General features: G+C 65.3%; 18 protein-coding genes. 13 read left to right on the forward strand and 5 right to left on the reverse strand.

Annotated elements, in window-relative coordinates:
* Positions 1-101: 101 nt before the first annotated feature.
* Both AC56LN_RS10560 and AC56LN_RS10565 read right to left on the reverse strand, forming a co-directional pair.
* Positions 102-506, reverse strand: a complete 405-nt coding sequence (locus tag AC56LN_RS10560; RefSeq protein ID WP_499571517.1) for a RidA family protein — start codon at positions 504-506, stop codon at positions 102-104.
* Positions 507-600: 94 nt separating this feature from the next.
* Positions 601-1,494 carry a LysR family transcriptional regulator gene (locus AC56LN_RS10565; protein WP_499571519.1) on the reverse strand — a complete coding sequence of 298 codons (894 nt, stop codon included), beginning with the start codon at positions 1,492-1,494 and terminating at the stop codon, positions 601-603.
* A 272-nt stretch (positions 1,495-1,766) separates the two neighbouring features.
* Here AC56LN_RS10565 and AC56LN_RS10570 point away from each other — a divergent pair, with 272 nt between their 5' ends.
* The 3 genes from AC56LN_RS10570 to AC56LN_RS10580 all read left to right on the forward strand — a co-directional run bounded on the left by AC56LN_RS10570 (position 1,767) and on the right by AC56LN_RS10580 (position 6,962).
* On the forward strand, positions 1,767-3,377 hold the full coding sequence (locus AC56LN_RS10570) for a CehA/McbA family metallohydrolase (protein ID WP_499571521.1): 1,611 nt from the start codon (positions 1,767-1,769) through the stop codon (positions 3,375-3,377).
* 103 nt (positions 3,378-3,480) lie between these two features.
* Positions 3,481-5,337, forward strand: coding sequence for a M1 family metallopeptidase (locus AC56LN_RS10575; RefSeq protein WP_499571523.1), 1,857 nt, complete (start codon positions 3,481-3,483; stop codon positions 5,335-5,337).
* The gene (locus AC56LN_RS10580; protein WP_499571525.1) at positions 5,334-6,962 is read left to right on the forward strand and encodes a serine hydrolase; all 1,629 of its coding nucleotides are present in this window, start codon (positions 5,334-5,336) and stop codon (positions 6,960-6,962) included. Before AC56LN_RS10575 ends, AC56LN_RS10580 begins: the two co-directional genes overlap by 4 nt.
* Positions 6,963-7,076: 114 nt before the next feature.
* Here AC56LN_RS10580 and AC56LN_RS10585 read toward each other — a convergent pair whose 3' ends face one another.
* Both AC56LN_RS10585 and AC56LN_RS10590 read right to left on the reverse strand, forming a co-directional pair.
* Entirely contained in the window at positions 7,077-8,657 is a 1,581-nt protein-coding gene (locus AC56LN_RS10585; protein ID WP_499571527.1) for a S1C family serine protease, read from the reverse strand.
* A gap of 106 nt (positions 8,658-8,763) precedes the next feature.
* A complete protein-coding gene (locus tag AC56LN_RS10590) occupies positions 8,764-9,549 on the reverse strand; it encodes a class I SAM-dependent methyltransferase (RefSeq protein ID WP_499571529.1) in 786 nt (261 codons plus the stop codon).
* A gap of 351 nt (positions 9,550-9,900) precedes the next feature.
* Between AC56LN_RS10590 and AC56LN_RS10595 the strand changes: the two genes are divergently transcribed.
* The 10 genes from AC56LN_RS10595 (at position 9,901) to AC56LN_RS10640 (ending at position 23,087) form a co-directional block, all read left to right on the forward strand.
* Positions 9,901-11,535 (forward strand): TldD/PmbA family protein, encoded by a 1,635-nt coding sequence (locus AC56LN_RS10595; protein WP_482896974.1) that lies wholly within the window; start codon positions 9,901-9,903, stop codon positions 11,533-11,535.
* A gap of 12 nt (positions 11,536-11,547) precedes the next feature.
* Positions 11,548-12,882, forward strand: coding sequence for a TldD/PmbA family protein (locus AC56LN_RS10600; protein WP_499571532.1), 1,335 nt, complete (start codon positions 11,548-11,550; stop codon positions 12,880-12,882).
* An 80-nt stretch (positions 12,883-12,962) separates the two neighbouring features.
* Entirely contained in the window at positions 12,963-14,600 is a 1,638-nt protein-coding gene (locus AC56LN_RS10605) for a TldD/PmbA family protein (RefSeq protein WP_499571534.1), read from the forward strand.
* 10 nt (positions 14,601-14,610) lie between these two features.
* Positions 14,611-15,948, forward strand: a complete 1,338-nt coding sequence (locus AC56LN_RS10610; RefSeq protein ID WP_482896977.1) for a TldD/PmbA family protein — start codon at positions 14,611-14,613, stop codon at positions 15,946-15,948.
* A gap of 15 nt (positions 15,949-15,963) precedes the next feature.
* Complete coding sequence (locus AC56LN_RS10615; RefSeq protein WP_482896978.1) at positions 15,964-16,587, forward strand: DUF4159 domain-containing protein; 624 nt, start codon at positions 15,964-15,966, stop codon at positions 16,585-16,587.
* A 3-nt stretch (positions 16,588-16,590) separates the two neighbouring features.
* Positions 16,591-17,595 carry an AAA family ATPase gene (locus AC56LN_RS10620; protein WP_499571536.1) on the forward strand — a complete coding sequence of 335 codons (1,005 nt, stop codon included), beginning with the start codon at positions 16,591-16,593 and terminating at the stop codon, positions 17,593-17,595.
* 14 nt (positions 17,596-17,609) lie between these two features.
* The gene (locus tag AC56LN_RS10625; RefSeq protein ID WP_499571538.1) at positions 17,610-18,494 is read left to right on the forward strand and encodes a DUF58 domain-containing protein; all 885 of its coding nucleotides are present in this window, start codon (positions 17,610-17,612) and stop codon (positions 18,492-18,494) included.
* 6 nt (positions 18,495-18,500) lie between these two features.
* Complete coding sequence (locus tag AC56LN_RS10630) at positions 18,501-19,484, forward strand: BatA domain-containing protein (RefSeq protein WP_499571540.1); 984 nt, start codon at positions 18,501-18,503, stop codon at positions 19,482-19,484.
* Complete coding sequence (locus AC56LN_RS10635; protein ID WP_499571541.1) at positions 19,468-21,555, forward strand: hypothetical protein; 2,088 nt, start codon at positions 19,468-19,470, stop codon at positions 21,553-21,555. The genes AC56LN_RS10630 and AC56LN_RS10635 overlap by 17 nt, the downstream gene beginning before the upstream one ends.
* Positions 21,552-23,087, forward strand: a complete 1,536-nt coding sequence (locus AC56LN_RS10640) for a hypothetical protein (protein ID WP_499571543.1) — start codon at positions 21,552-21,554, stop codon at positions 23,085-23,087. Before AC56LN_RS10635 ends, AC56LN_RS10640 begins: the two co-directional genes overlap by 4 nt.
* A 322-nt stretch (positions 23,088-23,409) precedes the next feature.
* Here the strand turns inward: AC56LN_RS10640 and AC56LN_RS10645 are convergent, their stop codons facing one another.
* Positions 23,410-25,833: a TonB-dependent receptor plug domain-containing protein gene (locus tag AC56LN_RS10645; protein WP_499571545.1), complete on the reverse strand. Its 2,424-nt coding sequence runs from the start codon at positions 25,831-25,833 to the stop codon at positions 23,410-23,412.
* Positions 25,834-25,945 lie beyond the last annotated feature (112 nt).

A 25,945-nucleotide genomic window follows, 5' to 3' on the forward strand; every position in this document is an offset into this window, starting at 1 on the left:
CTCGAACCTGTATGCAAAGTTATAGGTGGAGTCAGGATTCCCGGCAATCATTACCGGGATTTACCGGCCTGTTTAGCCGGTTTACTAAACAATCTGGCGGGTTAGCGCCGGTCGATCTTTGCGACGGCCTCGATTTCAACCAGCGTATCGGGTGACGCAAGCGAGGCGACACCGATGCCGGTCAGGGCAGGGCGGTGCACGCCGAGGTGCTGGACGAGGATCAGCGCCACGGTGTCGAGGTGTTCGCTGATTTCGCCGCGCACGTAGACGCGCAGTTGCAGGATCTGTTCGACCGACGAGCCAGCAGCATCGAGCACCGTGAGCAGGTTGCGCGCCGCGCCTTCGGTCTGCGCGGCCAGCGTGGTGTGCCTGACCTGGTAGTCGCGGTCCCAGTCGACCTGCCCGGAGACGAACACCAGGCCGGTGTCATGGTCGATCGTGGCATGCGACAGGCCATGCGGCGCGCCGTCGTACAGGGCAGGTGGGTTGATGCGTTCGATGGTCATGGAGTGTGCCTTTGCGAATGTCGGTAATCGGCCAGCATAGGCCGGCCCGCCCTGCGCGGCAATCGGGCCCCGCTTGTAGCCGATACAAGCAGTGCTAGGCCGCTGCCGCGAGCCGCGCCCTGACCCGCTCCAGCATCCACATCATGAACGGATCGTTTTCCGCCGTCGGGTGAAAGGCCGCGACCACGCCATAACCGGGCGGATACTTGGGCAGCGCGATCTCGTGGATGCCATCGCATGGCAGCAGGCGCGCCGGCATGAAGGCCACCATCGCCGATCCCTTCAGGTACTCGAGCGCCATGAAGAACGACGGCGCCGACGTCACCACGCGCCGCTGCAACCCCTGGCGCGCGAACCAGCCGTCGGCCGATCCGGTGAAACTGGCACCGCCGGGATTGGTGACGATGAAGTCGTGCGTCACCAGTGCGGCCAGCGACATCGTTCCCGCCTCGGCCAGCGCGCGGTCGCCCGTCACGCAGCGGTACTGCTCGAGGAACAGCGGCATCGACACCAGGCCCGGGGCGGCGATGCCCTCGGCCGTGAAGATCACGTCGATCTCGCCTTGGTGCAGCTTGCGCGTCAGGGCGCTCACTTCGAGGTCGACCACCGCGATCTTCACCTTCGGCGCCGCGCGGCGCAGATCGCGCACCAGGTCGGCCACGATCACCTTCTGCGTGTAGTCGGTTCCGGAAATGACCAGCGTACGCTCGACATCTTCCGGCCGCACGCTCGACGGCATAGGGATCGCATGCAGGCCCGCCAGCACCTGCGCAATATGCGGCGCAATCAGCCTGGCGTACGGCGTGGCCGCCATGCCCTGGCCGGTACGCACGAACAGCGGGTCGCCCAGAATGCTGCGGATCTTCTTCAGTTGCAGGCTGACCGCCTGCTGCGACACGTCCAGATGCTCGGCCGCCGCCGAGATGGTGGCAAAGCGCGCCAGCGCATCAAGCGTGCGCAGATGGGAAATATCAAGTTTGTCGACCATGCCGCAATATAACGAAAAGCCGGGGTCAGGTCTGACATTCGGACACGATCTCGACAGTCGAGTAGTCGGAACTGGCGGCGCCGGGCCTTGCAGGCCCGGGCGTGACACCATTGGGTGTGGCTAACGCTGAGGTCGTGTCCGAATGTCAGACCTGACCCCGGCTGTGCGACCCCAGCCATGAGATTGAAACTCATCAATGAACATGATCAGGATGACAACCGCAGCACGCATGGCGCAAGGTGACGGGATAGGGAAGTTGCAAGCTTGGCATCATGAAAGCCGCTCATCTGCCCATTGTTGCCCTGTTGTTGTGCTGCAGCGCGGCCAGCGCTGGCCTAGCTGAACACCAGGAATTCGACGCCACGCTGTACGCGCCATTCCATGCTGGTGTGCTGGCTGCACGCACGTTCACGCTGACCTTCGCGTATCCCGGCCTGGCGCGGCCGGCCAACGTTCACTGGCGCGTCGACCTGCGCGCGCCGGGCGGACGCATCGTCCTTCGCTGGCGCGGCCAGGTGACGTTGACCGGTGACGAGATCACGGTGACGGTGCCCTGGTCGGGCCGCCTGGGCAAGCAACCAGCGCCGGACGGCATTTACCGTGTGCGCCTGCACGCGCTGGTGCAACACGAGGACGCGGTCGATCAGGAATGGGAAATCGCCGTCGGCACGCCGCGCGTACTGGCGACGCCCGCCTTCGCACCGCTGCCCGGCGCTTTTACGACAGGGGCGGCGCCGGCACCGGGCGCGCTGCCCTACACGGTCTACCTGGGCAATCTGCACAGCCAGACCAACCACAGCGACGGCGGCGCCGATGTCGCCAACTGCCGCAGCGCCCAGCGGCCGCAGTCGGCGCCGTATGGTCCGGCCGACGCTTTTGCGTATGCCCGTGGACGCGGTCTGGACATCCTGGTCGCGTCAGAACACAACCACCTGTTCGATGGCGCGGCAGGCAGTGCGCCCGACGGCGACCCGGCAATCGCAAGGGCCCTGTATCGCGCAGGCCTGGCCGCCGCCGCCACGTTCTCGCTGCAGCATCCGGATTTTCTGGCGCTGTATGGCCTCGAATGGGGCGTCATCGAAAAGGGCGGCCATATCAATATCTTCAACAGCGACGAATTGCTGGGCTGGGAGACCAATGCCAGCGGTGCACCGTTCGCCGACACGATCACGCCGCGCAGCGATTACGCGGCGCTGTACACGCTGATGCGCCAGCGCGGCTGGGTGGGCCAGTTCAACCATCCGGCGCCATCGGGCCAGTTCCAGGTGGGTGGCGTGCCGCTCGCCTACACCGACGATGGCGCTGCGGTGATGGTGCTGTGCGAGGTGATGAATACCAGTGCATTCTCGAACAACGTGACCGAGACCGAAACCCGCCGCAGCAGTTTTGAAGGCGCCTGCAACCGCTTGCTCGAAGCGGGCTACCGGCTGGCCTTCAGCACCAACCAGGACAACCACTGCGCCAACTGGGGCGCGTCGTACGGCAACCGCACCGGCGTACTGCTGCCAACGGGCGTACAGCTGGACCGCGCCAGTCTGCTCGCCGCGCTCAAGGCGCGCCGCATCTTCGCGACGATGGACAAGGCATCCCAGCTGGTGTTGACGGCCAACGGCCACCTGATGGGCGAGCAGTTCACCAACCACGGGCCGCTCACCCTGACAGTGAACTTCGCTAGCCTCGCTGGCCGGCAGGTGGCGGCAGTGGCGCTCATGGAGGGCGTCCCGGGCCGCAATGGCGAGGTCACGCGCCTGTCGCAGCAGGCCGAGACCACGATCACGCCGGCGCCGGGCGCGCACTTCTATTATGCGAAGGTGACGCAGGACGACGGCAATCTGCTGTGGTCCGCGCCAGTGTGGGTCATGCAGGCCGCGTTGGCGTATTGACGGCGGGGCGGCGCGTTTCAGCAGGCGCTTTCGCCGGCCTGACGCCCATGCTATTCTGCTCCCGCCCTCAGCCCGGCCGGGCTGCCCTTACCCGCGAGAGACCATGAATAAAAGCACCCTGCTGCGCGCCACCACCGCAGCCTTCCTGGGCGCGTGGAGCGCTTACGCGTTCGCGCTCGATCCCCTCAGCTACGCCAAATACGACCAGGTCAAGACCACGGCCCTGCACCTGGACCTGAAGGCCGACTTTGCGAAGAAAAGCCTGGGCGGCTACGCCGAGCTGACGCTGAACTGGATCGACAAGAAAGCGACGACGCTCGACCTGGACACGCGCGAGCTGACGATCTCGAAGATCGAAGCGCAGGATGCGAAGGGCGCCTGGCGCAAGGCCGACTACACGCTCGGCAAGTTCGATGAAGAGAAGGGCCAGCCGCTGCAGATCAAGCTGCCGGCCCGCCAGACCCGCGTGCGCATCCATTACCGCACCGCGCCAACGGCCACTGCACTGCAATGGCTGCAGCCGGTGCAGACCATGTCGGGCAAGTACCCGTTCATGTTCAGCCAGTCGCAGGCGATCAATGCCCGCTCGTGGGTACCGATCCAGGATACGCCGGCCGTGCGCTTTACCTACACCGCGCGCATCGAGGCGCCGGAAGGCCTGCGCGTGGTGATGAGCGCCGATAACGACATGAAGGCGACCGGCAAGGGCGGCTGGAAGTTCACGATGCCGCAGCCGATTCCATCGTACCTGCTGGCGATCGGCATCGGCGAGCTCGAAGCGCGCACGCTGGGCGGCCGCACCGGCGTGTACGCCGAGCCGCAGCGCATCAAGGCGGCCGAGTACGAACTGGCCGACACCGAGAAGATGGTCGCCGCGGCCGAGAAGCTGTACGGCCCGTATCGCTGGGGGCGTTACGACATGCTGGTGCTGCCGCCATCGTTCCCGATCGGCGGCATGGAAAATCCGCGCCTGACCTTCCTGACCCCGACCATGATCGCGGGCGACCGCAGCCTGGTCGACCTGGTCGCGCACGAACTGGCGCACAGCTGGTCGGGCAACCTGGTGACCAACGCGACCTGGAAGCACTGGTGGCTCAACGAAGGTTTCACCACCTACGTCACCACCCGCATTCTGGAAGAAATCTACGGCAAGGAAGTTGCGCTGATGAACCTTCAGCTCGAGCAGGAAGAAGCGCTCGAGATGCTCAAGGAGCTGCCGCCGGCAAAGCAGGCGCTGGTTTCGCGCCAGGCTGACACCAACGCTGCCGATTACCCGGACACCTCGCTGGCCTATCCGAAAGGCGCCTGGTTCCTGCACACGCTCGAGCAGCGTGCCGGCCGCGCCGCGTTCGATCAATTCCTGCGCGGCTGGTTCGACCAGCACGCATTCCAGAGCGTGACGAACGAGCAGTTCATCGCCTACCTGCGCGCGCAACTGCTGGCGAAGAACCCCAAGATCATGAGCGACGCGGAGCTCGACGAGTGGATCCACGGCCCGGGCATCCCGGCCAGCGGACAGCGCGCCGTGTCGCAGCGCCTGGCCAAGCTGAATGCCGCAATCGACGGCTGGACGAAGGGCACGGTATCGACTGCGCAGCTGAACGCGAAGGACTGGAACGCGGTCGAGTGGATGAAATTCCTGAACGATATCGACAAGAAGGCCGACGCCGCCAAACTGGCAGAACTCGACCGCGCCTATGGCCTGGCCAAGTCGACCAACAACGAAGTGGCGTTTCGCTTCTACCGCGCGGCAGTGCACGCCGGCTACCGCGACGTGCGCCCGGACATGGAGGCATTCCTGATGAGCGTGGGCCGCCAGAAGTTCGTGGTGCCGCTGTACGCCGCGCTACGCGAAAAGGCCGAGGACCGCACCTGGGCCGAGGGCGTCTACAAGAAGGCACGCGAGCGTTACCACCCCGAGACGCAATCGAGCGTCGACAAAGCGATGGGCAAGCCATGATGCAGCGTTCTTCCAGCGGACTGTTGAAACACATCGCCGGCGCGGTGCTGATTGCGTTCTGCGGCGCCGGCCTGGCCGTCGCGCAAACGGCGGCAGCACCCACCACGGCGGCAGTCCCCGCGTACAACCTGGACGCCGACGTCCAGCGCGTCCTGAAAACCTTCGATGTGCCCGGCATCGCCATCGCGGTGGTCAAGGACGGCAAGGTCGTCGTCACGCAGGGCTTCGGCGTGCGCAAGCTGGGCGACCCGACACCGGTCGACGGCAAGACGCTGTTCGAGATCGCGTCGAACTCCAAGGCTTTCACTGCGGCCGGCCTGGCGATGCTGGTCGACCAGGGCAAGTTGAACTGGGACGACCCGGTCATCAAGCACCTGCCGGACTTTCGCATGTACGACAGCTACGTGACGGCCGAGATGACGGTGCGCGACCTGCTCACGCACCGCAGCGGCCTGGGTCTTGGCGCCGGTGACCTGATGTGGTGGCCGACCACCACCTTCACCAGCGACGAAATCATCCACAACCTTCGCTACATCAAGCCGGCGACGAGCTTTCGCAACAGCTACGCCTACGACAACCTGCTCTACATCGTGGCCGGCAAGATCATCGCCCAAAAGTCCGGCAAGGACTGGGGCACGACGATGCGCGAATGGATCCTCGATCCGGTCGGCATGACCGCCACCACCACCAGCCTGGCCGCGCACACGGCCGGCATGAACGTGTCGGCGCCACACAGCAAGATCAATGGCAAGGCGGCCGTCGTCAAGCCGATGCCGGTGTCGAACGCCGTCGGCGCGGTGGGCATCAACACCAATGCCGAAGACATCGCGCGCTGGATGAACGTGCTGCTCGATAACGGCCGCCTGCCGACAGGGGCGGGTGGCAAGGAAGCACGCCTGTGGTCCGACAAGCAGGCGCGCGAGATGTGGACGGCGCAAACGCCGATGACGATCAGCCAGCCCAAGCCGCCGCTCGCGGCGACGAAGCCCAACTTCATGGCCTACGGCCTGGGCTTCCAGCTGCGCGACTACCAGGGCAAGCTGGTGGCGATGCACGGCGGCGCGCTGCAGGGCTTTTATTCGCGCGTGCTGCTGGTGCCGGAAGCAAAGCTCGGCATCGCGATCTTCACCAACGCCGAAAGCGGCCCGTCGCTCAATGCGCTGCAATACCGCCTGCTCGATGGCTACCTGGGCGTCGCGCCGACCGACTGGATTGGCCGCATCGCCGACATCGCGAACGAGGCAAGCGCCAAGGAAGCGGCCCGTGTGAAGGGTGAAAACACCAGCCGCGCCAAGGCCTCCAAGCCGTCGCTGGCGCTGCGCGAGTACGAAGGCGAGTACGAAGACGCCTGGTACGGCAAGGCGACGATCCGGCGCGCCGGCAGCAAGCTGGTGATGTCGTTCGCGCGCACGCCGGATCTGACGGGCGAGATGGAGCACTTCCAGCACGACACCTTCATCGTGCGCTGGAAGGAGCGCAACTTCAACGCGGACGCGTATGCGACGTTCTCGCTGGAGCCGGATGGTTCGATCGAGCGACTGCGCATGAAGCCCGTATCGACCGAGACGGATTTCAGCTATGACTTCCAGGATTTGATGTTCACGCCTGTGAAGAAGGCGAAGTGAATTTTTTGGGTGGCTGCGCTGCTGACTTGGGTTCCCGCCTGCGCGGGAACGACGCTAGCGCAGCCACGTCATTCCCGCGAAGGCGGGAATCCCAGTCCTGCGCCCGCCACCAACCTACTTCTTTCCCCACACCTTCATCATGTCGTCCGAGCCCTGCGAGCGCACGCCGTTGTCCGACAGGATCGCCTCGGTTGCGTCGAGCGTCGCCTGCCGCGGCAGGATCATCGTCTCGCCATAACGCTGATCGAACTTCAGCACCACCTGCTCGTCCTTCAGGTCGCGCAGCAGGGCCACCAGATGCGCCAGACTGCGTACCGGCTTGCCATTGACCGATTCCACGACCGAGCCGAAACGGTTGCTGTAGCCACTCACCAGCTTGTGCGGGAAGAACGGCGCGCTGATCACGACCAGCTCTTCGCGTTCGGGCGTGGGCGAATCGCCGCGCTGCGTCACGAGCGGACTGGCGTTGAATGCATACGCATTCATTCCCGGCGCACTGCCGCTGACAAAGGCCATGAATTCGCTGGTCGCACGTGAAAACACGACCGGGCCGTAGATGAAATACGACGGATAGCCGCCATCCAGATCCGGGATCAGGAGCGGGCGCGCGCCGGTAGCCGGCACCTCGACCTTCATCGGCTTGCCACCGCGGATGATCGTCATCGGCACCTTGCCGTTTTTCGCCACCTGCTGGATGCGGTACTGGAAGCGCACGCGCAGGCTCGAACCCAGCTTGACCATCGCCTGGTTGTCGATCGCATGCTCGCCGATGTGCGTGATCACGTCCCACTCCTTCAGCGGCCAGGCGGCATCGGTGCGGTATGGCCGGTGCACCACCGCGCCCTCGACCGACTTGTCGAGCTTGAGGTACTGGCGCAGCGCCGGGCTTTCCAGCGTCTGCACGCTGTCATGCAGCAGCGGCTTGCCGTCGTAGGTGCCGTCGGCCACGTCGCGCAGGAACAGTTCGATTTCTTCGTTCGGGATCACGTAGCCGATGCTCTGCGCATTGGTCACGTTGGCGAACGCCAGGCCGATCATGCGCTCGCCGGCGATCACCGGCCCGCCGCTGTTGCCCGGGTTGATCGGCGCGTCGATCTGGATGCGCAGGCCCGAGCTGAAGGCGCCGTAGTTGACGAATTCCACGCGCGAGATGATGCCGGTAGTGGTCGAGAGTGAATTGCCGCCGACCGGATAGCCGTAGGCGAACACCTGCTGGCGCACGTCCGGCAGCACGGCGGCGCGCGGCACCGGCGGGCGCTTGTCGAAGAACGAGGGATCATCGAGCTCCAGCACCGCCAGATCGAGCCCGCGCGCGAGCGCGATGACCTTGGCCGACACCTTGTCGCCCGACTGGCTGGCCTGCACCTCGACCTGGCTGGCATAGCCCACCACGTGGGCGTTGGTCAGGATGCGCTTGCCCTCGATGATCACGCCCGAACCGGTAACGGCGGCGGGGGCCGACTTGGTCCAGGGCTTGTACGGGTCGGGCCGGCGCACAGTGGCGAAAATCTTGACGACCGAGTTTTCAACGGCAGGCAGCGCGGGGGCGGGCGTGGTGGTGCGCGAGGCGGCTGGCACTGCGGGGGTGGGAACGGCGGTGGCGGTGGCCGGCTGGGCGTCGGGCGGCGTGGTTTCCTGGGCATGCAGCGCGCCGGAGACGGCCAGCGCGAGAACGGCGAATCGCAAGATCTTCATGGTTTCCTTCGGGTGCGCGAGGGGGATGTCAACCGGAAGAATACACACGTGCGCCGCAAAAGAACATACGGGGAAGGCGTCGGCCTTCCCACGTCATGCAGGCTGCTTACTTCTTGACGAATTTGAGCGTCATGCGATCGCTCTCGCCGATCGCCATGTACTTCTCGCGGTCCTTGTCCTTGTTGGCCAGTACCGGCGGCAGCGTCCAGACGCCTTTTTCATGATCCGCCTTGTCCTTCGGATTGGCGTTCACTTCCGATTTGGCGGCCAGCTTGAAGCCGGCCAGGTCGGCCATGCGGATCACATACGCTTCGTGCATGTAGCCGCTCGATGCCTTCGCATCCTGCGTCACCTTGACCGGCAGGCGATGCTCGACCACGCCCAGCACGCCGTTCGGCTTGAGGACCTTGTGGACTTCTTTCAGCGTGGTGACCACGGCTTCGTCGCCCGCGCCCAGCCAGTTGTGCAGGTTGCGGAAGGTGACGACCATATCGGCGCTGCCCGGCGCGCCCAGCTCGAAGCGGGTTGGCGGCTCGAACACGACCGGCATCACCTTGTCATACACCTTGGCGTCGGCAGCGAGCTTCTCGCGATAGGCCTTGCCGCCGCGGGACTCGGGCGAACCGCCAGCGCCAATCAGCTTGCCGTTCTCGCGCAAGTAGGGCGCCAGGATCTCGGTGTACCAGCCGCCGCCCGGTGAGAGTTCGATGACCGTCATGGTCGGCTTGATGCCGAAGAAGGTCAGGGTTTCGTAAGGGTGGCGGAACGCATCGCGCGCCTTGTTGGCGGCGGCGCGGTGCTCGCCGGCGATGGCGGATTTCAGGGCGTCGTCCGCGTGGGCGGCGCCGGCGATGCCGGTTGCCAGCATTGCGGCCAGGATCAGTCGTTTCATCGTGCGAGGTCTCCATGATGGTTGACGACGGGCGGTGCGCCGTCGTCGCTGCGCTGATGATCCGGGAGGCACGGCGCACAGTCAAGCATTCGTCACATATGCATGTGTGGTGGGCGTTGGCGCCCGTATTGACGGGCAGCCGGGAGAAAAGAAGCTGCGCAAGGTACGTACAAATTTGTGCATTGAGGTGGCACAACATTTGCCTATTCAAAGTCTTAAGTTGCTGCTAAGGTTGCGCGGTTTGTCACGTTTTCATCTGTCATAAAACCAAAGCATAAGAGCTGTAATTACAAGAGCGGCCCGAGCTGTTCGCGGAACCGCTGCCCGGACGAAGGTTATTCAGGAGATCTCATGGAACGCCGTACCTTTCTTAATCTCAGCAGCGGGGTAGCCGCCTCGATGCTGCTGCCTTTCGGACGCGCCATCGCTGCCGAAGAGCTCACCAGCAGCATGCCAGTGGCCGCCAAGAAGGCGCTGGCCGATGTCGCGCTCAACGCCGCCACCAAGGCCGGCGCCAGCTACGCCGACGTGCGCATCGGTCGCTACCTCAACCAGTTCATCACCACGCGCGACCTGAACGTCGAAAACGTGGCCAACACCGAGTCGGCTGGCGTGGGCGTGCGCGTGATCGTGAATGGCGCCTACGGCTTTGCCGCGACGTCCGACATGTCGACCGACGGCATCGCCAACGCGGCGCGCCAGGCCGTGGCAATCGCCAAGGCGAACGCCAAGCTGCAGACCGAACCGGTGCGCCTCGCACCAGTCAAGGGCGTGGGCGACGTTTCGTGGAGCACCCCGATCAAGAAGGACTGGCGCACCGTGCCGATCGCTGAGAAGACCGACATGCTGATCGCCGCGAACAAGGCCGGCATGGAAGGCGGCGCGAACTTCATGCAGTCGATGCTGTTCCAGGTGAACCAGCAAAAGTATTTTGCCTCGACCGACGGCTCGTACATCGACCAGGACGTGCATCGCCTGTGGGCGCCGTTCTCGGCCACCGCCGTCGACAAGGCCAGCGGCAAGTTCCGCTCGCGCGATGGCCTGAGCTCCCCGGTGGGCAAGGGCTACGAGTACTTCGACGCGCGGCCCGAGCACAAGATCAAGGCCGCTGGCGGCATCGCCACGCTGTACACCGAATCGTATGACATCGTCGAAGATGCCCGCGCCGCCGGCCGCGACGCCAAGCGCAAGCTGACCGCCAAGTCGGTCCAGCCGGGCAAGTACGACCTGATGCTGGCGCCTGAACACCTGTGGCTGACCATCCACGAGAACGTCGGCCACCCGACCGAACTCGATCGCGTGCTGGGCTTCGAAGCCAACTACGCCGGCACCAGCTTCGCCACGCTCGACAAGCTGCAATCGAAGACCTTCAAGTACGGCTCGCCGATCGTCAACATCTTCGCCGACAAGACCACGCCAGGCTCGCTGGGCGCCATCGGTTTCGACGACGAGGGCGTGAAAGCGAAACGCTGGGACATCATCAAGGACGGCATCCTGGTCAACTTCCAGGCCACGCGCGACCAGGCCCACATCATCGGCGAAAAAGAATCGCACGGCTGCTCGTATGCCGATGGCTGGAACACGGTCCAGTTCCAGCGCATGCCGAACGTCTCGCTCGCACCGGGCAAGACCAAGCTGACGCCGGACGAGATGGTCAAGGGCATCAAGAAGGGCATCTACATCGTCGGCGACGGTTCGTTCTCGATCGACCAGCAGCGCTACAACTCGCAGTTTGGCGGCCAGCTGTTCTACGAAATCAAGGACGGCAAGATCGGCCAGATGCTGGAAGACGTGGCGTACCAGTCGAACACGCAGGAATTCTGGGGCGCCTGCAGCGCCATCTGCGATGAACGCGACTGGCGCATGGGCGGCTCGTTCTTCGACGGCAAAGGACAGCCGCCGCAGATCAGCATCGTCTCGCATGGTTCGTCGACCACGCGCTTCAACGGCATCAATGTGATCAACACCGCTCGCAAGATCGGCTAAGCAGGGGCGCACATGAGTATCTTGACCCAGGAACAAACCAAACGCATCACCGACCGCGTGCTGTCGCTGAGCAAAGCCGATGAATGCATCGTCAACATCGAGGGCAACCGCATCGGCAATATCCGCTTCGCGCGCAACGCCGTCTCGACCGCCGGCCTGGCCGACGACACCCGCATCCAGGTGCAGGTGGCCTTCGGCAAAAAGCAGGGCACCGCGACCATCAACGAATTCGACGACAAGTCGATCGAGCGCGCAGTGCGCCGCGCCGAGGACCTGGCGCGCCTGGCACCGGACAATCCGGAATTCATCCCGGCCATCGCCAAGACCGCGTACAAGCCATCGGACACGTTCGTGCAGAAGACCGCCGACATCGATCCGGAATACCGCGCGCAGGCTGCGGCCTATGCGATCGAAGGCTGCCGCAAGCGCGGCCTGGTATCGGCCGGCTTCTTCACCGACCGCACCAGCTTTGAAACGATCGCCAACTCGAATGGCCTGTTCGGCCACCAGGTGGCAACGTCGCTGGACTTCACGCTGACCGTGCGCACCGAAGACGGCCGCGGTTCGGGCTGGGTCAAGCGCTCGGCGCGCGACGTCACCAAATTCGATCCGCGCGAAGCGGCCGAAATCGCGATCGAGAAAGCACTGCGCTCGGTCGACGCGAAGGCACTGGAACCGGGCCGCTACACGGTCATCATGGAACCGGCCGCCACGTCCGACCTGCTCAGCTTCATGCTGGGTGGCTTCGATGCACGCCGCGCCGACGAAGGCCGCAGCTTCCTGTCGAAAGCCGGCGGCAAGAACCGGCTGGGCGACAAGCTGTTCGACCAGCAGGTCAATATCTGGTCCGATCCGTGGGACAAGGATGTCGCCGTGCTGCCGTGGGACGACAACATGCTGCCGCGCGAGCGCGTGGAGCTGGTCAAGGACGGCAAGATCAATGCGCTGGACTACTCGCGCTTCTGGGCGCAGCAGAAGAACCAGCGCGCGGTGGGCGCGGCCGGCAACATCATCATGGCCGGCACCAGCAAGACCACCGAGGAGCTGATCGCGAATACCAAGAAGGGCGTGCTGGTCACGCGCACCTGGTATATCCGCATGGTCGATCCGCAATCGGTGCTGCTCACGGGCCTGACGCGCGACGGCACGTTCTACGTCGAAAACGGCAAGATCAAGCACCCGATCAAGAACTTCCGTTTCAATGAAAGCCCGGTGTCGATGCTGAACAATATCGAGGAAATCGGCAAGCCGGTGGTCATCGGCGCCGATGAAGCCCGTTACTCGATGCTGATCCCGTCGATGAAGATCCGCGACTTCAACTTCACGTCGCTGTCGGACGCGGTGTAAGTACCTCCAGGCCGTCGTTCCCGCCTTTGCGGGAACGACGTGCAGGCGCTCACGCGAGCGCAAACGCAAACGGATAACTCATGGAACGTCGACAATTCCTGCATATCGGCGCCGGCACCGCTGGCGCCCTGTTCATTCCGGTCTTCGGCAACGCAATCGCGGCCGAAGACCTGCTCAACCCGATGGCGGCAAGCGCCAAGAAAGCCCTGGCCGACACCGCGATGAACGCGGCGACGCAAGCCGGCGCATCGTACTGCGACGTGCGCATCGGGCGCTACCTGAACCAGTTCGTCATCACACGTGACCTGAACGTCGAGAGCATCAACAACACCGAATCGAGCGGCGTCGGCGTGCGCGTGATCGCCGGCGGCGCCTACGGCTTTGCCTCGACCAACGACATGACGACCGATGGCGTGGCCGGCGCCGCACGCCAGGCCGTGGCGATTGCCAAGGCCAACGCCAAACTGCAGACCGAGCCGGTGCGCCTGGCGCCCGTCAAGGGCGTGGGCGAAGTGGCATGGGCCACGCCGCTCAAGAAGGACTGGCGCACGATTCCGGTCAAGGAAAAGGCCGACATGCTGATCGCCGCCAACAAGGCGGGCCTGGATGCGGGCGCGAACTTCATGACCGCCTCGCTCTTCCAGATCAACCAGCAAAAGTATTTTGCCTCGACCGACGGCTCGTACATCGACCAGGACATCCACCGTCTGTGGGCGCCGATCAATGCCACCGCCGTCGACAAGAAGAGCGGCAAGTTCCGCTCGCGCGGCGGCCTGGGCGCCCCGGCGTCGATGGGCTATGAATACTTCGACGCGCGCCCGGAGAACAAGGTGCGCGCCGCCGGCGGCGTCACGAGCCTGTACAAGAACGCGTACGACATCATCGAAGACGCCCGCATGGCCGGCAAGCAGGCACGCGAAAAGCTGTCGGCCAAGTCGGTCGAACCGGGCAAGTACGACCTGGTGCTCAGCCCTGAACACCTGTTCCTGACGATCCACGAAAACGTCGGCCACCCGACGGAACTGGACCGCGTGCTCGGCTACGAAGCCAATTACGCGGGCACCAGCTTCGCGGGCCTCGACAAGTGGGAAACCAGGAAATTCAAGTACGGTGCAGAGCGCGTCAATTTTGTTGCGGACCGCACCACGCCAGGCTCGCTGGGCCTGATCGGCTACGACGATGAAGGCGTCGCGGCCAAGAAGTGGGACATCATCCGCAACGGCGTCCTGGTGAACTACCAGGCCACGCGCGACCAGGCCCACATCATCGGCGAGAAGGAATCGCACGGCTGCTCGTATGCCGACAGCTGGAGCACGGTGCAATTCCAGCGCATGCCGAACGTGTCGCTCGAGCCGGGCAAGAGCCGGCTCACCCCGGATGAGATGGTGGCCGACGTCAAGAAGGGCATCTACATCCTGGGCCGCGGTTCGTACTCGATCGACCAGCAGCGCTACAACTTCCAGTTCGGCGGCACGCTGTACTACGAAATCAAGAACGGCAAGATCACGGGCCCACTGGAAGACGTGGCCTACCAGGCCAATACCCAGGAATTCTGGAATGCCTGTACGGCGATCTGCGACGAGCGCGATTGGCGCATGGGCGGGTCCTTCTTCGATGGCAAGGGCCAGCCAAGCCAGGTGAGCGCCGTGTCGCACGGGTCGAGCACCACGCGCTTCAACGGCATCAATGTCATCAACACCGCACGCAAGATCGGCTGAGGAGACCAGGATGAAAGCACTGAATCAGGAACAAGCAAAACGCATCACCGACCGCGTGCTGGCCATGTCGAAAGCCGACGAGTGCACCGTGTCGATCGAAGGCAGCCGTGTGGGCAACGTGCGCTTTGCGCGCAACAGCGTCTCGACGGCCGGCCTGACCGAAGACATGCAGCTCATCGTGCGCGTGGCCTTCGGCAAACGCAGCGGCACCGCGATCGTCAACGAATTCGATGACAAGTCGCTGGAAAAAGCCGTGCGCCGCGCCGAAGAACTGGCGCGCCTGTCGCCGGAAAACCCGGAGTTCATGCCGGCGATCAGCAAGCAGGAATACCGCGCCACCAGCACCTTCGTGCCGGCCACCGCAGCGATCGACCCGGAGTTCCGGGCGTCGGTTGCCGCCACCAGCATCGAGATGGCGCGCGCGAAAAAACTCGTCACGGCGGGCTTTTTCACCGACAGCACGCGCTTTTCGACGATCGCCAATTCGAACGGCGTGTTCGGCCACCAGGACTTCACCGACCTGTCGTTCAGCCTCACCGCGCGCACTGAAGATGGTCGTGGTTCGGGCTGGGTCACCCGCGCCGCCGTAGACGCAGCGCGCTTCGATGCGCGTGAGGCATCCGAGGTCGCCATCGAAAAGGCACTGCGCTCGGTCGACGCCCGCGCGCTCGAGCCAGGCCGCTACACGGTGATCCTGGAGCCGGCGGCGACGTCGGAAATCCTGGGCAATATGTTCAGCGCGTTCTCGGCCCGTTCGGCCGATGAAGGCCGCAGCTTCCTGGCCAAGAAGGGCGGGGGCAACCGCCTGGGCGACAAGCTGTTCGACAGCCAGGTCAACGTCTGGGCCGACCCGTGGGACAAGGACGTACCGGTAGCACCTTGGGACAACGAATCGCTGCTGCCGCGCGAGCGCACCCAGTTGATCAAGGATGGTCGTATCTCATCGCTGGATTACTCGCGCTACTGGGCGCAAAAGACCGGCAAGCGTGCGACGGCAGGTCACGGCAACATGATCATGGCGGGCGGTACCAAGTCGCTGGAAGAGCTGATCGAAGGGACCAAGAAGGGCATCGTCGTCACGCGCACCTGGTATATCCGCATGGTCGATCCGCAGTCGCTGCTGCTCACGGGCCTGACCCGCGACGGCACGTTCTACGTCGAAAACGGCAAGATCAAGTACCCGCTCAAGAACTTCCGCTTCAACGAGAGCCCGGTCACGATCCTGAATAACATCGATGAACTGGGCAAGCCGCAGATCATCGGTGGCGACGAGGTGCCGTTCCAGATGGTGCTGCCGCCGATGAAGGTGCGTGACTTCAACTTCACGTCGCTGTCGGACGCGGTCTGACGGTCGGGCAAAGACATGGCCAGTTTTGACTTCTACTTCACGCGCCTGATGTACGAATCGGGCAACTGGGACGTGGATGTCCGCATGCCGAGCAACGTGCTGAACTCGCTGGTGGAGTACACCACGTTGCGGGTCGATACGACCGAACGCATGGTGGCCTTGTCCGACCCGAAGATGCTGCAGGCGCCGTTCTGCTACCTGGCCGGCCACAAGCTGGTGCAGTTCACGCCCGCAGAGCGGCGCAACTTCGAGCAATACGTGCGTGGCGGCGGCTTTGTTTTTGTCGACGACTGCAACCACGACATCGACGGCCTGTTCGCCAAGTCGTTCGAGGCCGAAATGGCCAGGATATTCGGGCTGAACGCGCTGAAGAAAATCCCGAACAAGCACCCGCTGTACTCGTGCTTCTTCAAGTTCGAGGACGGTCCGCCGACGACCGGCATGGAACTCAATGGCTGGGGCGACGACCTGGTGCACGAGTACCTGAAGGCGATCGAGATCGGCGGGCGTGTGCGCGTGCTGTACTCGAACAAGGACTATGGCTGCGAATGGGACTACGACTTTCGCAACAAGCGTTTTCTGGCGGTGGACAACACCCGCTTTGCAGTGAACATCATTCAATATGCGTTGGGAGCATGACCAGTGGCTGAGAGTAATTCGATAGCGTGGGACGAACAGGAAATCGCTGCACTGACAGCAAAAGTGGGCGAGCTCAAAGCCAGCATGGCGCGCGTGATCATCGGCCAGGAAGACGTCGTCAACCTGCTCGTCACGTGCCTGCTGGCCGGCGGCCACGCGCTGGTCGAGGGCGTGCCGGGGCTGGGCAAGACGCTGCTCGTGAAATCCCTGGCGCAGGCAACCGACATGCAGTTCCGGCGCGTGCAGTTCACGCCCGACCTGATGCCGTCGGATATCGTCGGCACCGAGATCCTCGAAGAAGACCAGGCCACGCGCCAGCGCGCGTTCCGCTTCCAGCCAGGCCCGGTATTCACGCAAGTTCTGCTGGCCGACGAGATCAACCGCGCGCCGCCAAAAACGCAATCGGCACTGCTCGAGGCAATGCAGGAGCGCTCGGTCACCTTCGCCGGGCAGACGCATAAACTGCCACGGCCATTTTTTGTTCTGGCCACGCAGAACCCGATCGAACAGGCCGGTACGTATCCGCTGCCGGAAGCGCAGCTGGACCGCTTCCTGCTGCGCATCGATGTCGTGTACCCGACCGAAGACGAAGAAGTGCTGATGGTCTCGCGCACGACGCACGCCGGCTTGCAGGATGCCGAGCCGGTGATGGATGTCGCCACGCTGCTGCGCCTGCAGCAGCTGGTGCGCGACATCGAGATTGGCGAGCATCTGGTGCGGTACGCCACGCGCCTGGTGCGCGCCACGCGCCCGAGCGAGACGACGGTGGATGCCGTCAAAAAGCACATCGGCTGGGGCGCCGGGCCGCGCGCCGGCCAGGCGCTGGTGCTGGCGTCGAAAGCGCGCGCGCTGATGCAGGGCCGGCTGGCCGTGACCCGCGACGACATCGGCGCGATGTTGCTGCCGGTGCTGGCGCACCGCGTGCTGCGCAACTTCGAGGCCGAAGCCGACGGCATCGCCATCGCCGATGTGTTGCAGTCGCTGCAGCGCGAGATCAAGGTAGCGTAATTGGCGATCGCAGAATGTCGTCCGTGAATCCGGCGCTGATCGCGCACACGACCAGGCTCGATCTCGTGATCCGTCACGTGCTGGCCGGACTCGGGCACGGCATCCATGCTGGGCGCGAGCGCGGGGCGGGTGTCGAGTTTTCCGAGTACCGCTCGTACGTGCCGGGTGACGAGTGGCGCCGCGTCGACTGGAAGCTGGCCGCGCGCGCCGACCGTTATTTTGTGCGCGAGGCGGAGCGTGACAGCCACGTGGCCGTCTGGCTGATCCTCGACGCGAGTGCGTCGATGGCCGAACCAAGCCGCAGCGTCGAGGGTATCGACAAACTGACCTGTGCGCGCACGCTGCTGGCCTGCGTGGCCGCCATCGCGCAGCGCCAGGGCGATGCGTTCGGTCTGGTGATCCTGAGCGATGGCAAGGTGACGTTCACGCCCGCCAACCGCGGCCCGCGCCATCTGCAGCGCGTGCTGGCGCAGCTGCAGCGCGCCACGCCTGCCGGCCAGTTGCCGGACGCCGCGACGCTCAAGGCGAGCCTGCACTTTGCCCTCTCGCCCAGCGCCATCTATGCGGCGAGCGACCTGCTCGACTGGCCGTCGCCGCTGTCGCTGGCATTGACCCGCCTGCGCCAGATGCGCCACGACGTGCGCGTGCTGTGCCTGCAGACGCAGGCCGAGATCGACGCCAGCTTCCCGGACACGCAGGCGTACCGCGACCCCGAGCATGAAGAAGGGGTGTTCCGCTTCGGCGCCGACCTGAAGGAAGGCTACCGCCGCAACCGCATGGAACACTTCGATCGGGTGACGGCCCAGTGCCGCAGGAATGACATGCCACTGACGCTGGCCGCCATTGAGCAGGCGCCGGGCGACGTTCTGCGGCGCTGGCTGCGCCGGCCATCGAGGTAATCGCCCATGAATGCACTCTGGTGGTTTGCGCTTCCCGTATTGCTGTTGCCGGTCTGGTGGCACCGGCGCAAGCGCGTGCAGAACCAGGCCGCGCTGATGGCCACCGCGCGCTTCCTGCCGCGCACCGAGCCGAAACAGACGCGCGTGTGGCGCTGGAGCGATCCGCTGCTGCTGCTGGTGCGCTGCTTGTTGCTCGCGGTGCTCATCGCTTGGCTGGCTGACCCGGTCTATCCTTGGCGTGGCGACACGGTGGTCGTGACCGCGGGCGCTGATAAGGTCTGGGTCGAGCGCGAAGTGGCGCAAGCCGGCCTGGCTGGGGCCGAGCGCGTGACGCTGCCGGCAGCGCAGGCATTGCCCTGGCTGCACACGCACGAACGCGAATGGGCTGGCGACGCCCGCCTGCTGGTGCTGGGTGACGTGCCGATGCCGGCCACGAAGCCGGTGTTTGGCCGTGACATCACGGTGCGCACGCAGCCGACCGCGCCTTCCAACGTGGAACGGCACGTGGTCATTGCCAGCGAGCGCCCGCAAGCCTGGCGTCGCCTGTTCGCGGCGCAGGATGGTGTCGAGAAAATCGTCGTGGATGACGCGCCGGGCGCCAGGACGGACCTGATCATCTGGGACCGCGCCGGGGCGCCGCCTGCGACGCTGCGCGCGGCGCTGTGGTGGGTGACCCATCCTGCGGCGTTCCCCGAGCTGGCCAAGGCGCGCACGCTGAACGGTTTGCAGTACGCCGACAGCGCGCGTGGGCGCCTGTGGCACCACCCGGCATGGCCGCCGGAGGATGTCGACGCCGCGCGTGCGCTGCTCGACACCTGGCAGCAGCTGCACGTCGGGCCGCGTCCCTATACCTTGCCGTCGCAAACGTTCGCCGCCTCGAAAGGCGCCGTTGCACCGGCGCCAAGCGGCGCACTGCGCGACATCCTGCTGGCCATCCTGGTCGGCTTGTTCGTCCTTGAAAGGAGTCTCGCGCATGCACGGAGGCGTTGAGATCACCAAACGCGTATGGCGCGCAGCCCAGCTGCGCCGCATGCCGCTCTGGATCGGCGGGGCCTTGCCCTGGCTGGTCATTCCATCGGGCCCTGGTTTGCTGGCCTGGGCCGGCTGGTGCGCGCTGGACTGGGTCAAGCTGCGCCGCCGCGTGGCGTATGAATGGCCGGCGTGGCTCGATGGCGCGGTGCCCGAGATGGAAGACAGCGCGGCCCTGCTCGACGCGGCCGACACGCCGATCGCGCGCCTGCAGCAGCAGCGCCTGTTCGCGCGGCTTGATGCCGCCGTCTCGCGCCAGCAACTGCGCCAGATCGCGCGCCAGCATGTTTCGAGCGGTCTGCCGATCCTGCTGGTCAGCGCGGTGCTTGCGGGGATGGTGTGGTACGCAACCACGCGGCCGTCGGAACAGGGCGCGACCACGCCGCCCAGCCCCGTCAGCAGCGCGACCGCCGCCACGCTGGCCGGCCTGACGCTCAAGCTCGCGCCGCCTGCCTACACGGGCGTGGCGGCATCCAGCTCGGCACCACGCGATCTGCAGGTGCCGGAGCAGACGGTCGTGACGTGGTGCCTGACGGGTGGCACGGGCGGCAACAATAAAATCGAACTGGGTAACGGCGAAACGCTCGAACCCGGTGAACAGTGCGCGCGCTGGACGGCGACCGAATCGGTCGTCTGGCGCTGGCGCGGCGCGCGCCACACTCTGCGCGTGATTCCCGATGCGCCACCCGAGATCACGATCAGCGCCCCGGCGCAGATGATCCAGGACCTGCGCGACAACGCGACCGGCACCACGATGACGGTCCAGGTCAAGGACGACTACCGGATCACCCGCGCGACGCTGCACATGACGCTCGCGCAGGGCAGCGGCGAGAACGTGCGTTTTACGGACCGCGAGATGCCACTGCCGGCATCAAACAATCCGAAGTTGCGCAACTGGTCCAAGACATGGGCCCTGAGCGAACTGGCGATGGAGCCGGGCGACGAGCTGTATTTTTTCGTCCGCGCGACCGACAACGCGGGCCGCGCGCAGACCGTGCAGTCGCCCACCTACACGGTGCGGCGCCCGGCGCCGGAGCAGGAAGCCGAAGAAGAGAGCGCGGCAATGCCGTCGCTGGTGAAGCCGGCGTCGCTGCGCAGCCAGCGCCAGATCATCATCGACACCGAACAGCTGATCGCCGACATGCGCAGTACGAAGCTCGCGGCCGCCGACGTGCGTGACCGCAGCGAGCGGATCGGCGACGACCAGGCGCAACTGCGCCGCCGCTATGGCCAGTTCCTGGGCGAAGAGTCGACGCTGTTCGGCGAGGAAGCGGCCAAGGCGCCACGCGCCGCCGAGAAGCCTGCCGAAGAAGAAGGCCACGAGGGCCACGACCACGCACCCGGTGGCCATGACCACGATCACGGCGAGCCCAATCAGCGCAAGGGCGGCATCGTCAACGAGACGCAGCAGATCCTGGCCACCTACGGCCACGCGCACGACGAAGCCGAGAACGCGACGATGTACGATGAAGGCACCAAGAAGGTGCTGCGGCGCGCGCTGGTCGCAATGTGGGACGCCGAAAAATCGCTGCGCGCGGTCACGCCGAAAAGCGCGCTGGCCCCCGAACACAAGGCCCTGGAAGCGATCAAGGAATTACAGCAGGCCGAGCGCATCTATCTGCACAAGACCGCCTTCACGCCGCCACCGATCAAGGAAGAAAAGCGCATGACGGGCGAGATGGACGGCGCCGCGAGCTACCGCCGCACGCAGGCGGAGCAGGCGGCGGCGCTGCCGGAAGAACTGCGCACGCTGGTGCAGGCGCTGTCGGGCGAGGCCGCGCTGCCGGCGCTGTGGATGCGCACCGCCAACGACTGGGTGCGCACGCGCCTGGTCGAGGACGAGCAGCGCCTGGCGGCGCAGCGCGCGATCCAGGACGTGGCCGACGGCTGCATCGCCTGCCGCCCGGTGCTGCGCGCCTGGTTGCGCTCCGGCGCGGGGCAGGGGCAGGTGCTGTTGCAGGCGAAGACCAGTGTCGATACGGCGTTCGCGCGCCGCTGGCGCGAGTCGGGTGATGGAGCGGCCAGGCCATGAACCAGCAGTGGCTCATCGCCGCCATCCTCGTGGCAGGCATCGTCAGCGCCGGTCTGTATCTGCGCCGCCGCCAGTGGCTCGATGCGCTGCTGGTCATCGTCGCCGCCGCGAGCCTGGGCCTGTTCGCGCTGGACTTGCGCATGCCGGGCGAGGGCGGCCGCACGCTGGCCATCGATCCGGCCGCGCCACCGGCGTCGCTCGAGGGTGTGAACAGCCTGACGCTGAACGGCGACGGCTTGCGCGCCGCCGAGTGGAATGATTTGCCGGCACGGCCGTTGGCTTGGGAAGCGCCACGCGGCGGGGCGCTGCGGTTGTTGTTCCCGAGTCAGGTGGCGCTGGGCCGCCAGTTCACGCTGACGATGCAGCGCGACGACAAGACCGACGCGCGGCTGCAGCTGCTGGCCGAGAATGGCCAGCAGCTGGCAGAAGCACGCGGCACCGGCGACCTGCGCGTCGACTGGATGCCGCCGGTGGCCGAGCGCGTCGTGCTCAAGGCGCGGCTGCTCGACGCCAAGGACAAGGTGATTGCCGAGGGACCGGTGCCATTCATCGTGCACGAACCTGCACCGCTGCAGGTCGTCGGCCGCTTTGGCGCGCCATCGTTCGACCTGCGCGCGCTGAACGACCTGCTGACCAGCAGTGGCGCGCTGCTCGACTGGCAAGTCACGCTGGGCCGTGCCATCACGCGCACCGAAGCGCCGCGCGCCGAGATGGCTTCGCCCAACCTGATGGTGATCGATGCCGCGCGCTTCGAGCGGATGGCGGCCGGTGAACGCGCCGCGCTGCTGGACCGCGTGGCCAAGGGCATGCCGCTGCTGGTCCTGGGCGGTAACGCGAACGATCCCGGCGTCTGGTCACGCACGTTGCAACTGCCGCTGCGCGCGCAGCCATTGGGCGCCAAGATCGACACGCCACTGGAGATGCCAGTGGCCTCGCTGCTGCCCACGTCGCGCGACGCCGGTCCATGGCATGGATCTGACAACATGGTCTGGACCCGCGACTGGCAACAGGGCCGCATCGCCTGGCTGGGCGTCACCGAATGGCACCGCCACGCAATCGCCGAGCCGCGCGCACTGGCGCTGTGGTGGCAGGGCGTGCTGGACCGCGTGGGTGTCGAAGAGCGGAAAAAGACCGAATGGCTGGCGCCAGGCGACATCCCGCTGGCAGGCCAGCGCCTGGAACTCTGCGCGCGCGGCGTCAGTGGGCAGCTGACACTCCCCGATCTGAAGCATTCTCTTAGCTGGCAGCGTCGCGCAGATCGCGCCGATGCATCGTGCGCAGCGCTGTGGCCGCAAAAGGCAGGTTGGTTGCAGTTACAGGACCAGAACGCCGGCCCGCATGCGATCTACGTGTATGCCACGACCGACTGGCCCGCATGGCAAGCAGCCGAACGGCGCAACGCGACAGCGCACTACGCCGCCCGTTCGCCAATCCAGCCCGCGAACGGACCAACACGCCCCTCGCCATCCTGGCCATTCGCACTCGCCTTCGCATTGGCCATGCTGCTGCTATGGTGGCGCGAGCGGCGCTGAAACAAAGCTGGGGTCAGGTCTGACATTTGGACACGGCCCCAGCTGTAGCGATGCGTCTTCGGAACGGCTATGCAAAACCCGTTCCGAAATCGATCGCAAAGACGCACCTTCCTTACGCTTCTAAACCCGGATCGCGCCACTACTGAAGAGCTCGTGTCCGAATGTCAGACCTGACCCCGGCTGTTCCTGCAGAGGTCGTGTCCGAATGTCAGACCTGACCCCCGCTGTTTTCAGAAGAGCTCGTGTCCGAATGTCAGACCTGACCCCGGCTGTTCCTGCAGAGGTCGTGTCCGAATGTCAGACCTGACCCCCGCTGTTTTCATCAGAAGGTGTAGTCAGCCTTGACGTATGCCGTGCGGCCGTTCATCCCGAACGGGCAGGTTTCCCAGCAGTAGGTGAAGCCCAGTTGCGGGAAGGGGGCTGCGCGGACCGGGTCCCATTTGGTCGGGTACGTGTCGAACAGGTTGTTGATCCCCGCCGACAGGCTCAGGCTCTTGTTGAACGTGTAGCGGCCCGTCAGGTCGACGATCCATTTGGCTTCCCACGTCTGCACGAACGGCGCCGTGAAGCCCTGGCCCTGTACTTCGCCGAAGTAGTTCGCGCGGCCCGTCACGTTCCAGGCGCCGGCCGTGTAGTCCGCCGAGACCACGTGGTGCTTGCGCGGCTGGCCGCGTTCGATCAGCGTCACCTGCGCATCGTCGAACAGCTGCGCGCCGGTCAGCACGGGCGATTGCGAATTGCGCGCCTTGACCTCGGTCTTGTTGAAGCCCAGCTGGCCGGATAGCACCAGGGTCGAGCCCTGGCCGCGGATGGTTTGCTGTGCCACCAGGTCCAGGCCCGTGGTCGACGTGTCGATCGCATTCGTGAAGAACTGCGCCTGGCCCACGCGCAGCGGATCGAGGATTGCGCGGATCGGGCATGCGGCAGGCGTTGCGCAGGCACCCGACTCCGGCGAGATCGTGCTCGAGAACACGATGCGGTCGTCGATCTTCGTGCGGTACACGTCGGCGGTCAGCGAGAACGTGGTGGTCGGCCGCAGGATCACGCCGATGCTGGCGCTCTTGGACGTTTCTTCCTTCAGCGGTGCGATGCCGAAGGCGCGCGTGACGGCGCTGTCTTCGCGCGCCGTCAGCGTTTCGGTCAGCACGCCGGCCGCATTCAGGTTGGTCGAGACCGAGCTGTAGAACTTCTGCTGCACGCCCGGCGCGCGGAAGCCTGTCGATACGCTGCCGCGCACGCCCAACGAGCGGCTCGGGTCCCAGCGCGCATTGAGCTTGCCGATCGTCGTGTTGCCGAAGTCCGAATAGCGTTCGTGCCGCACTGCCGCGCCGACCGAGACATCCGGGCCGAACTTGCGCTCCAGGTCGACGTAGAAGGATGTGTTGTGGCGGCCCTGGTCGACCGCCGTCGATGGCGTGTAGCCGGGGAAGCCCTGGATGCCGGAGGCAGCGATGCCGCCGTTCTGGTCGCGGATGATGATGGCCGGGTTGTTGGTGCGGCCGTACTGGTACGAGACCGGGTCGCCCGCCTCGATCTCGTAATTGTCGCGGCGCCATTCGACGCCGGCAGCGACGAACAGTTCGCCGCCCATCAGGTTCACCGGGCCCTTGAAGTCGAGGTTGAACGTGGTCTGCTCGAACTTGAGCGTGCCGGTGTCGGCTTCGCGCGGCGATTCGCCGTTCTCGTACCAGTAGCTGACGTTGATCGAGTTCCGTTCATGGAACTGGAGCTGGCTGCGGCCGTGGTTCACGCTCGCGTCCATCGACCAGTCGCGGCCCAGATCGTGGCGGTAGCCGACGGCAAGCGAGGCATCCTGCACGGTGGTGACGATGTTCGGCAGGAAGCCTTCCGGGTACACCGCCGGCACGTTGCGCCCGTCTTCTTTCGGGCGGAAGAAGCCACCCGAATCGCCCTTGCGTTTCGAGGCGCCACCGAACGCATACAGTTCGCCGCCGCCCATCGGCAGGGCGGAATTCATCCACAGGTAGTAATCCTTGGCGTTGCTGTCGCCCAGGCGCTGCGTGACGCGTGGCGGATTGACGCGCGCCGTGTCCAGGCCGGCGCGGTTGGTCTCGTCGCGCTTGCGCGCTTCGACCGACAGGTTCAGGTAGCCGCCGTCGCTGCCCAGCGCGAAGCCGCGGCTGGCGCTGGCGGAATACGTGTCGCCGTCGCCTTCGTCGGTCGTGCCGGCGCTGGCGCTGAGGGTGCCATTGCCCACGCCCTTCTTGAGGATGATGTTGATGACGCCCGCAATGGCGTCCGATCCGTACTGGGCGGCGGCGCCGTCGCGCAGCACTTCGATCGACTGGATCGCCGACAGCGGGATCGCATTGATGTCGGTGCCGGCCGAGCCGCGGCCGATCGTCTGCTGCACATTGACCAGCGCCTGCTGGTGGCGGCGTTTGCCGTTGATCAGCACCAGCAGCTGGTCGGGGCCGAGGCCGCGCAGCGTGGCGGGGCGGATGATGTCGGTGCCGTCGCTGACAAAGGTCGACGTGAAGTTGAACGACGGGTCGAGGTCTTGCAGCACCTTGCCCAGTTCCAGCGTGCCGGCCGACTGGATGTCCTTCGTGCTGATCAGGCCTACCGGCACGGCGGTATCGAGCGCCGTCTTGGCCTGGGTGCGCGAGCCGAGCACCACGACTTGCGACATATTGCTGTCGGCTTCCTGGGCGCCGACTGGTGCGAGCGCCGCCAACAGCGCCGACGCCAGCAGGGCGCGTCGTGGCAGTGTGTTCTTCTTCATCCTCTGTCCCCTCTTGGTATGGATTTTTATGTCGCCCTGTTATCAGAGCATTATTTAATCTTAGCAACGGGGTGGGGCGGCGACGACGACACATTTGAAATAAGTAAATACG

The organism is Telluria sp. ZT3P26, from assembly GCF_059686035.1.

What these genes read in the sequence shown, in the direction of transcription:
- AC56LN_RS10595 (WP_482896974.1), top strand. Translation starts at nt 9,901, where the DNA reads ATGGAACGCCGTACCTTTCTTAATCTCAGCAGCGGGGTAGCCGCCTCG.
- AC56LN_RS10590 (WP_499571529.1), bottom strand. Translation starts at nt 9,549, where the DNA reads ATGAAACGACTGATCCTGGCCGCAATGCTGGCAACCGGCATCGCCGGC.
- AC56LN_RS10625 (WP_499571538.1), top strand. Translation starts at nt 17,610, where the DNA reads ATGTCGTCCGTGAATCCGGCGCTGATCGCGCACACGACCAGGCTCGAT.
- AC56LN_RS10575 (WP_499571523.1), top strand. Translation starts at nt 3,481, where the DNA reads ATGAATAAAAGCACCCTGCTGCGCGCCACCACCGCAGCCTTCCTGGGC.
- AC56LN_RS10600 (WP_499571532.1), top strand. Translation starts at nt 11,548, where the DNA reads ATGAGTATCTTGACCCAGGAACAAACCAAACGCATCACCGACCGCGTG.
- AC56LN_RS10560 (WP_499571517.1), bottom strand. Translation starts at nt 506, where the DNA reads ATGACCATCGAACGCATCAACCCACCTGCCCTGTACGACGGCGCGCCG.
- AC56LN_RS10605 (WP_499571534.1), top strand. Translation starts at nt 12,963, where the DNA reads ATGGAACGTCGACAATTCCTGCATATCGGCGCCGGCACCGCTGGCGCC.
- AC56LN_RS10630 (WP_499571540.1), top strand. Translation starts at nt 18,501, where the DNA reads ATGAATGCACTCTGGTGGTTTGCGCTTCCCGTATTGCTGTTGCCGGTC.
- AC56LN_RS10585 (WP_499571527.1), bottom strand. Translation starts at nt 8,657, where the DNA reads ATGAAGATCTTGCGATTCGCCGTTCTCGCGCTGGCCGTCTCCGGCGCG.
- AC56LN_RS10565 (WP_499571519.1), bottom strand. Translation starts at nt 1,494, where the DNA reads ATGGTCGACAAACTTGATATTTCCCATCTGCGCACGCTTGATGCGCTG.
- AC56LN_RS10570 (WP_499571521.1), top strand. Translation starts at nt 1,767, where the DNA reads ATGAAAGCCGCTCATCTGCCCATTGTTGCCCTGTTGTTGTGCTGCAGC.
- AC56LN_RS10615 (WP_482896978.1), top strand. Translation starts at nt 15,964, where the DNA reads ATGGCCAGTTTTGACTTCTACTTCACGCGCCTGATGTACGAATCGGGC.
- AC56LN_RS10640 (WP_499571543.1), top strand. Translation starts at nt 21,552, where the DNA reads ATGAACCAGCAGTGGCTCATCGCCGCCATCCTCGTGGCAGGCATCGTC.
- AC56LN_RS10645 (WP_499571545.1), bottom strand. Translation starts at nt 25,833, where the DNA reads ATGAAGAAGAACACACTGCCACGACGCGCCCTGCTGGCGTCGGCGCTG.
- AC56LN_RS10610 (WP_482896977.1), top strand. Translation starts at nt 14,611, where the DNA reads ATGAAAGCACTGAATCAGGAACAAGCAAAACGCATCACCGACCGCGTG.
- AC56LN_RS10635 (WP_499571541.1), top strand. Translation starts at nt 19,468, where the DNA reads ATGCACGGAGGCGTTGAGATCACCAAACGCGTATGGCGCGCAGCCCAG.
- AC56LN_RS10580 (WP_499571525.1), top strand. Translation starts at nt 5,334, where the DNA reads ATGATGCAGCGTTCTTCCAGCGGACTGTTGAAACACATCGCCGGCGCG.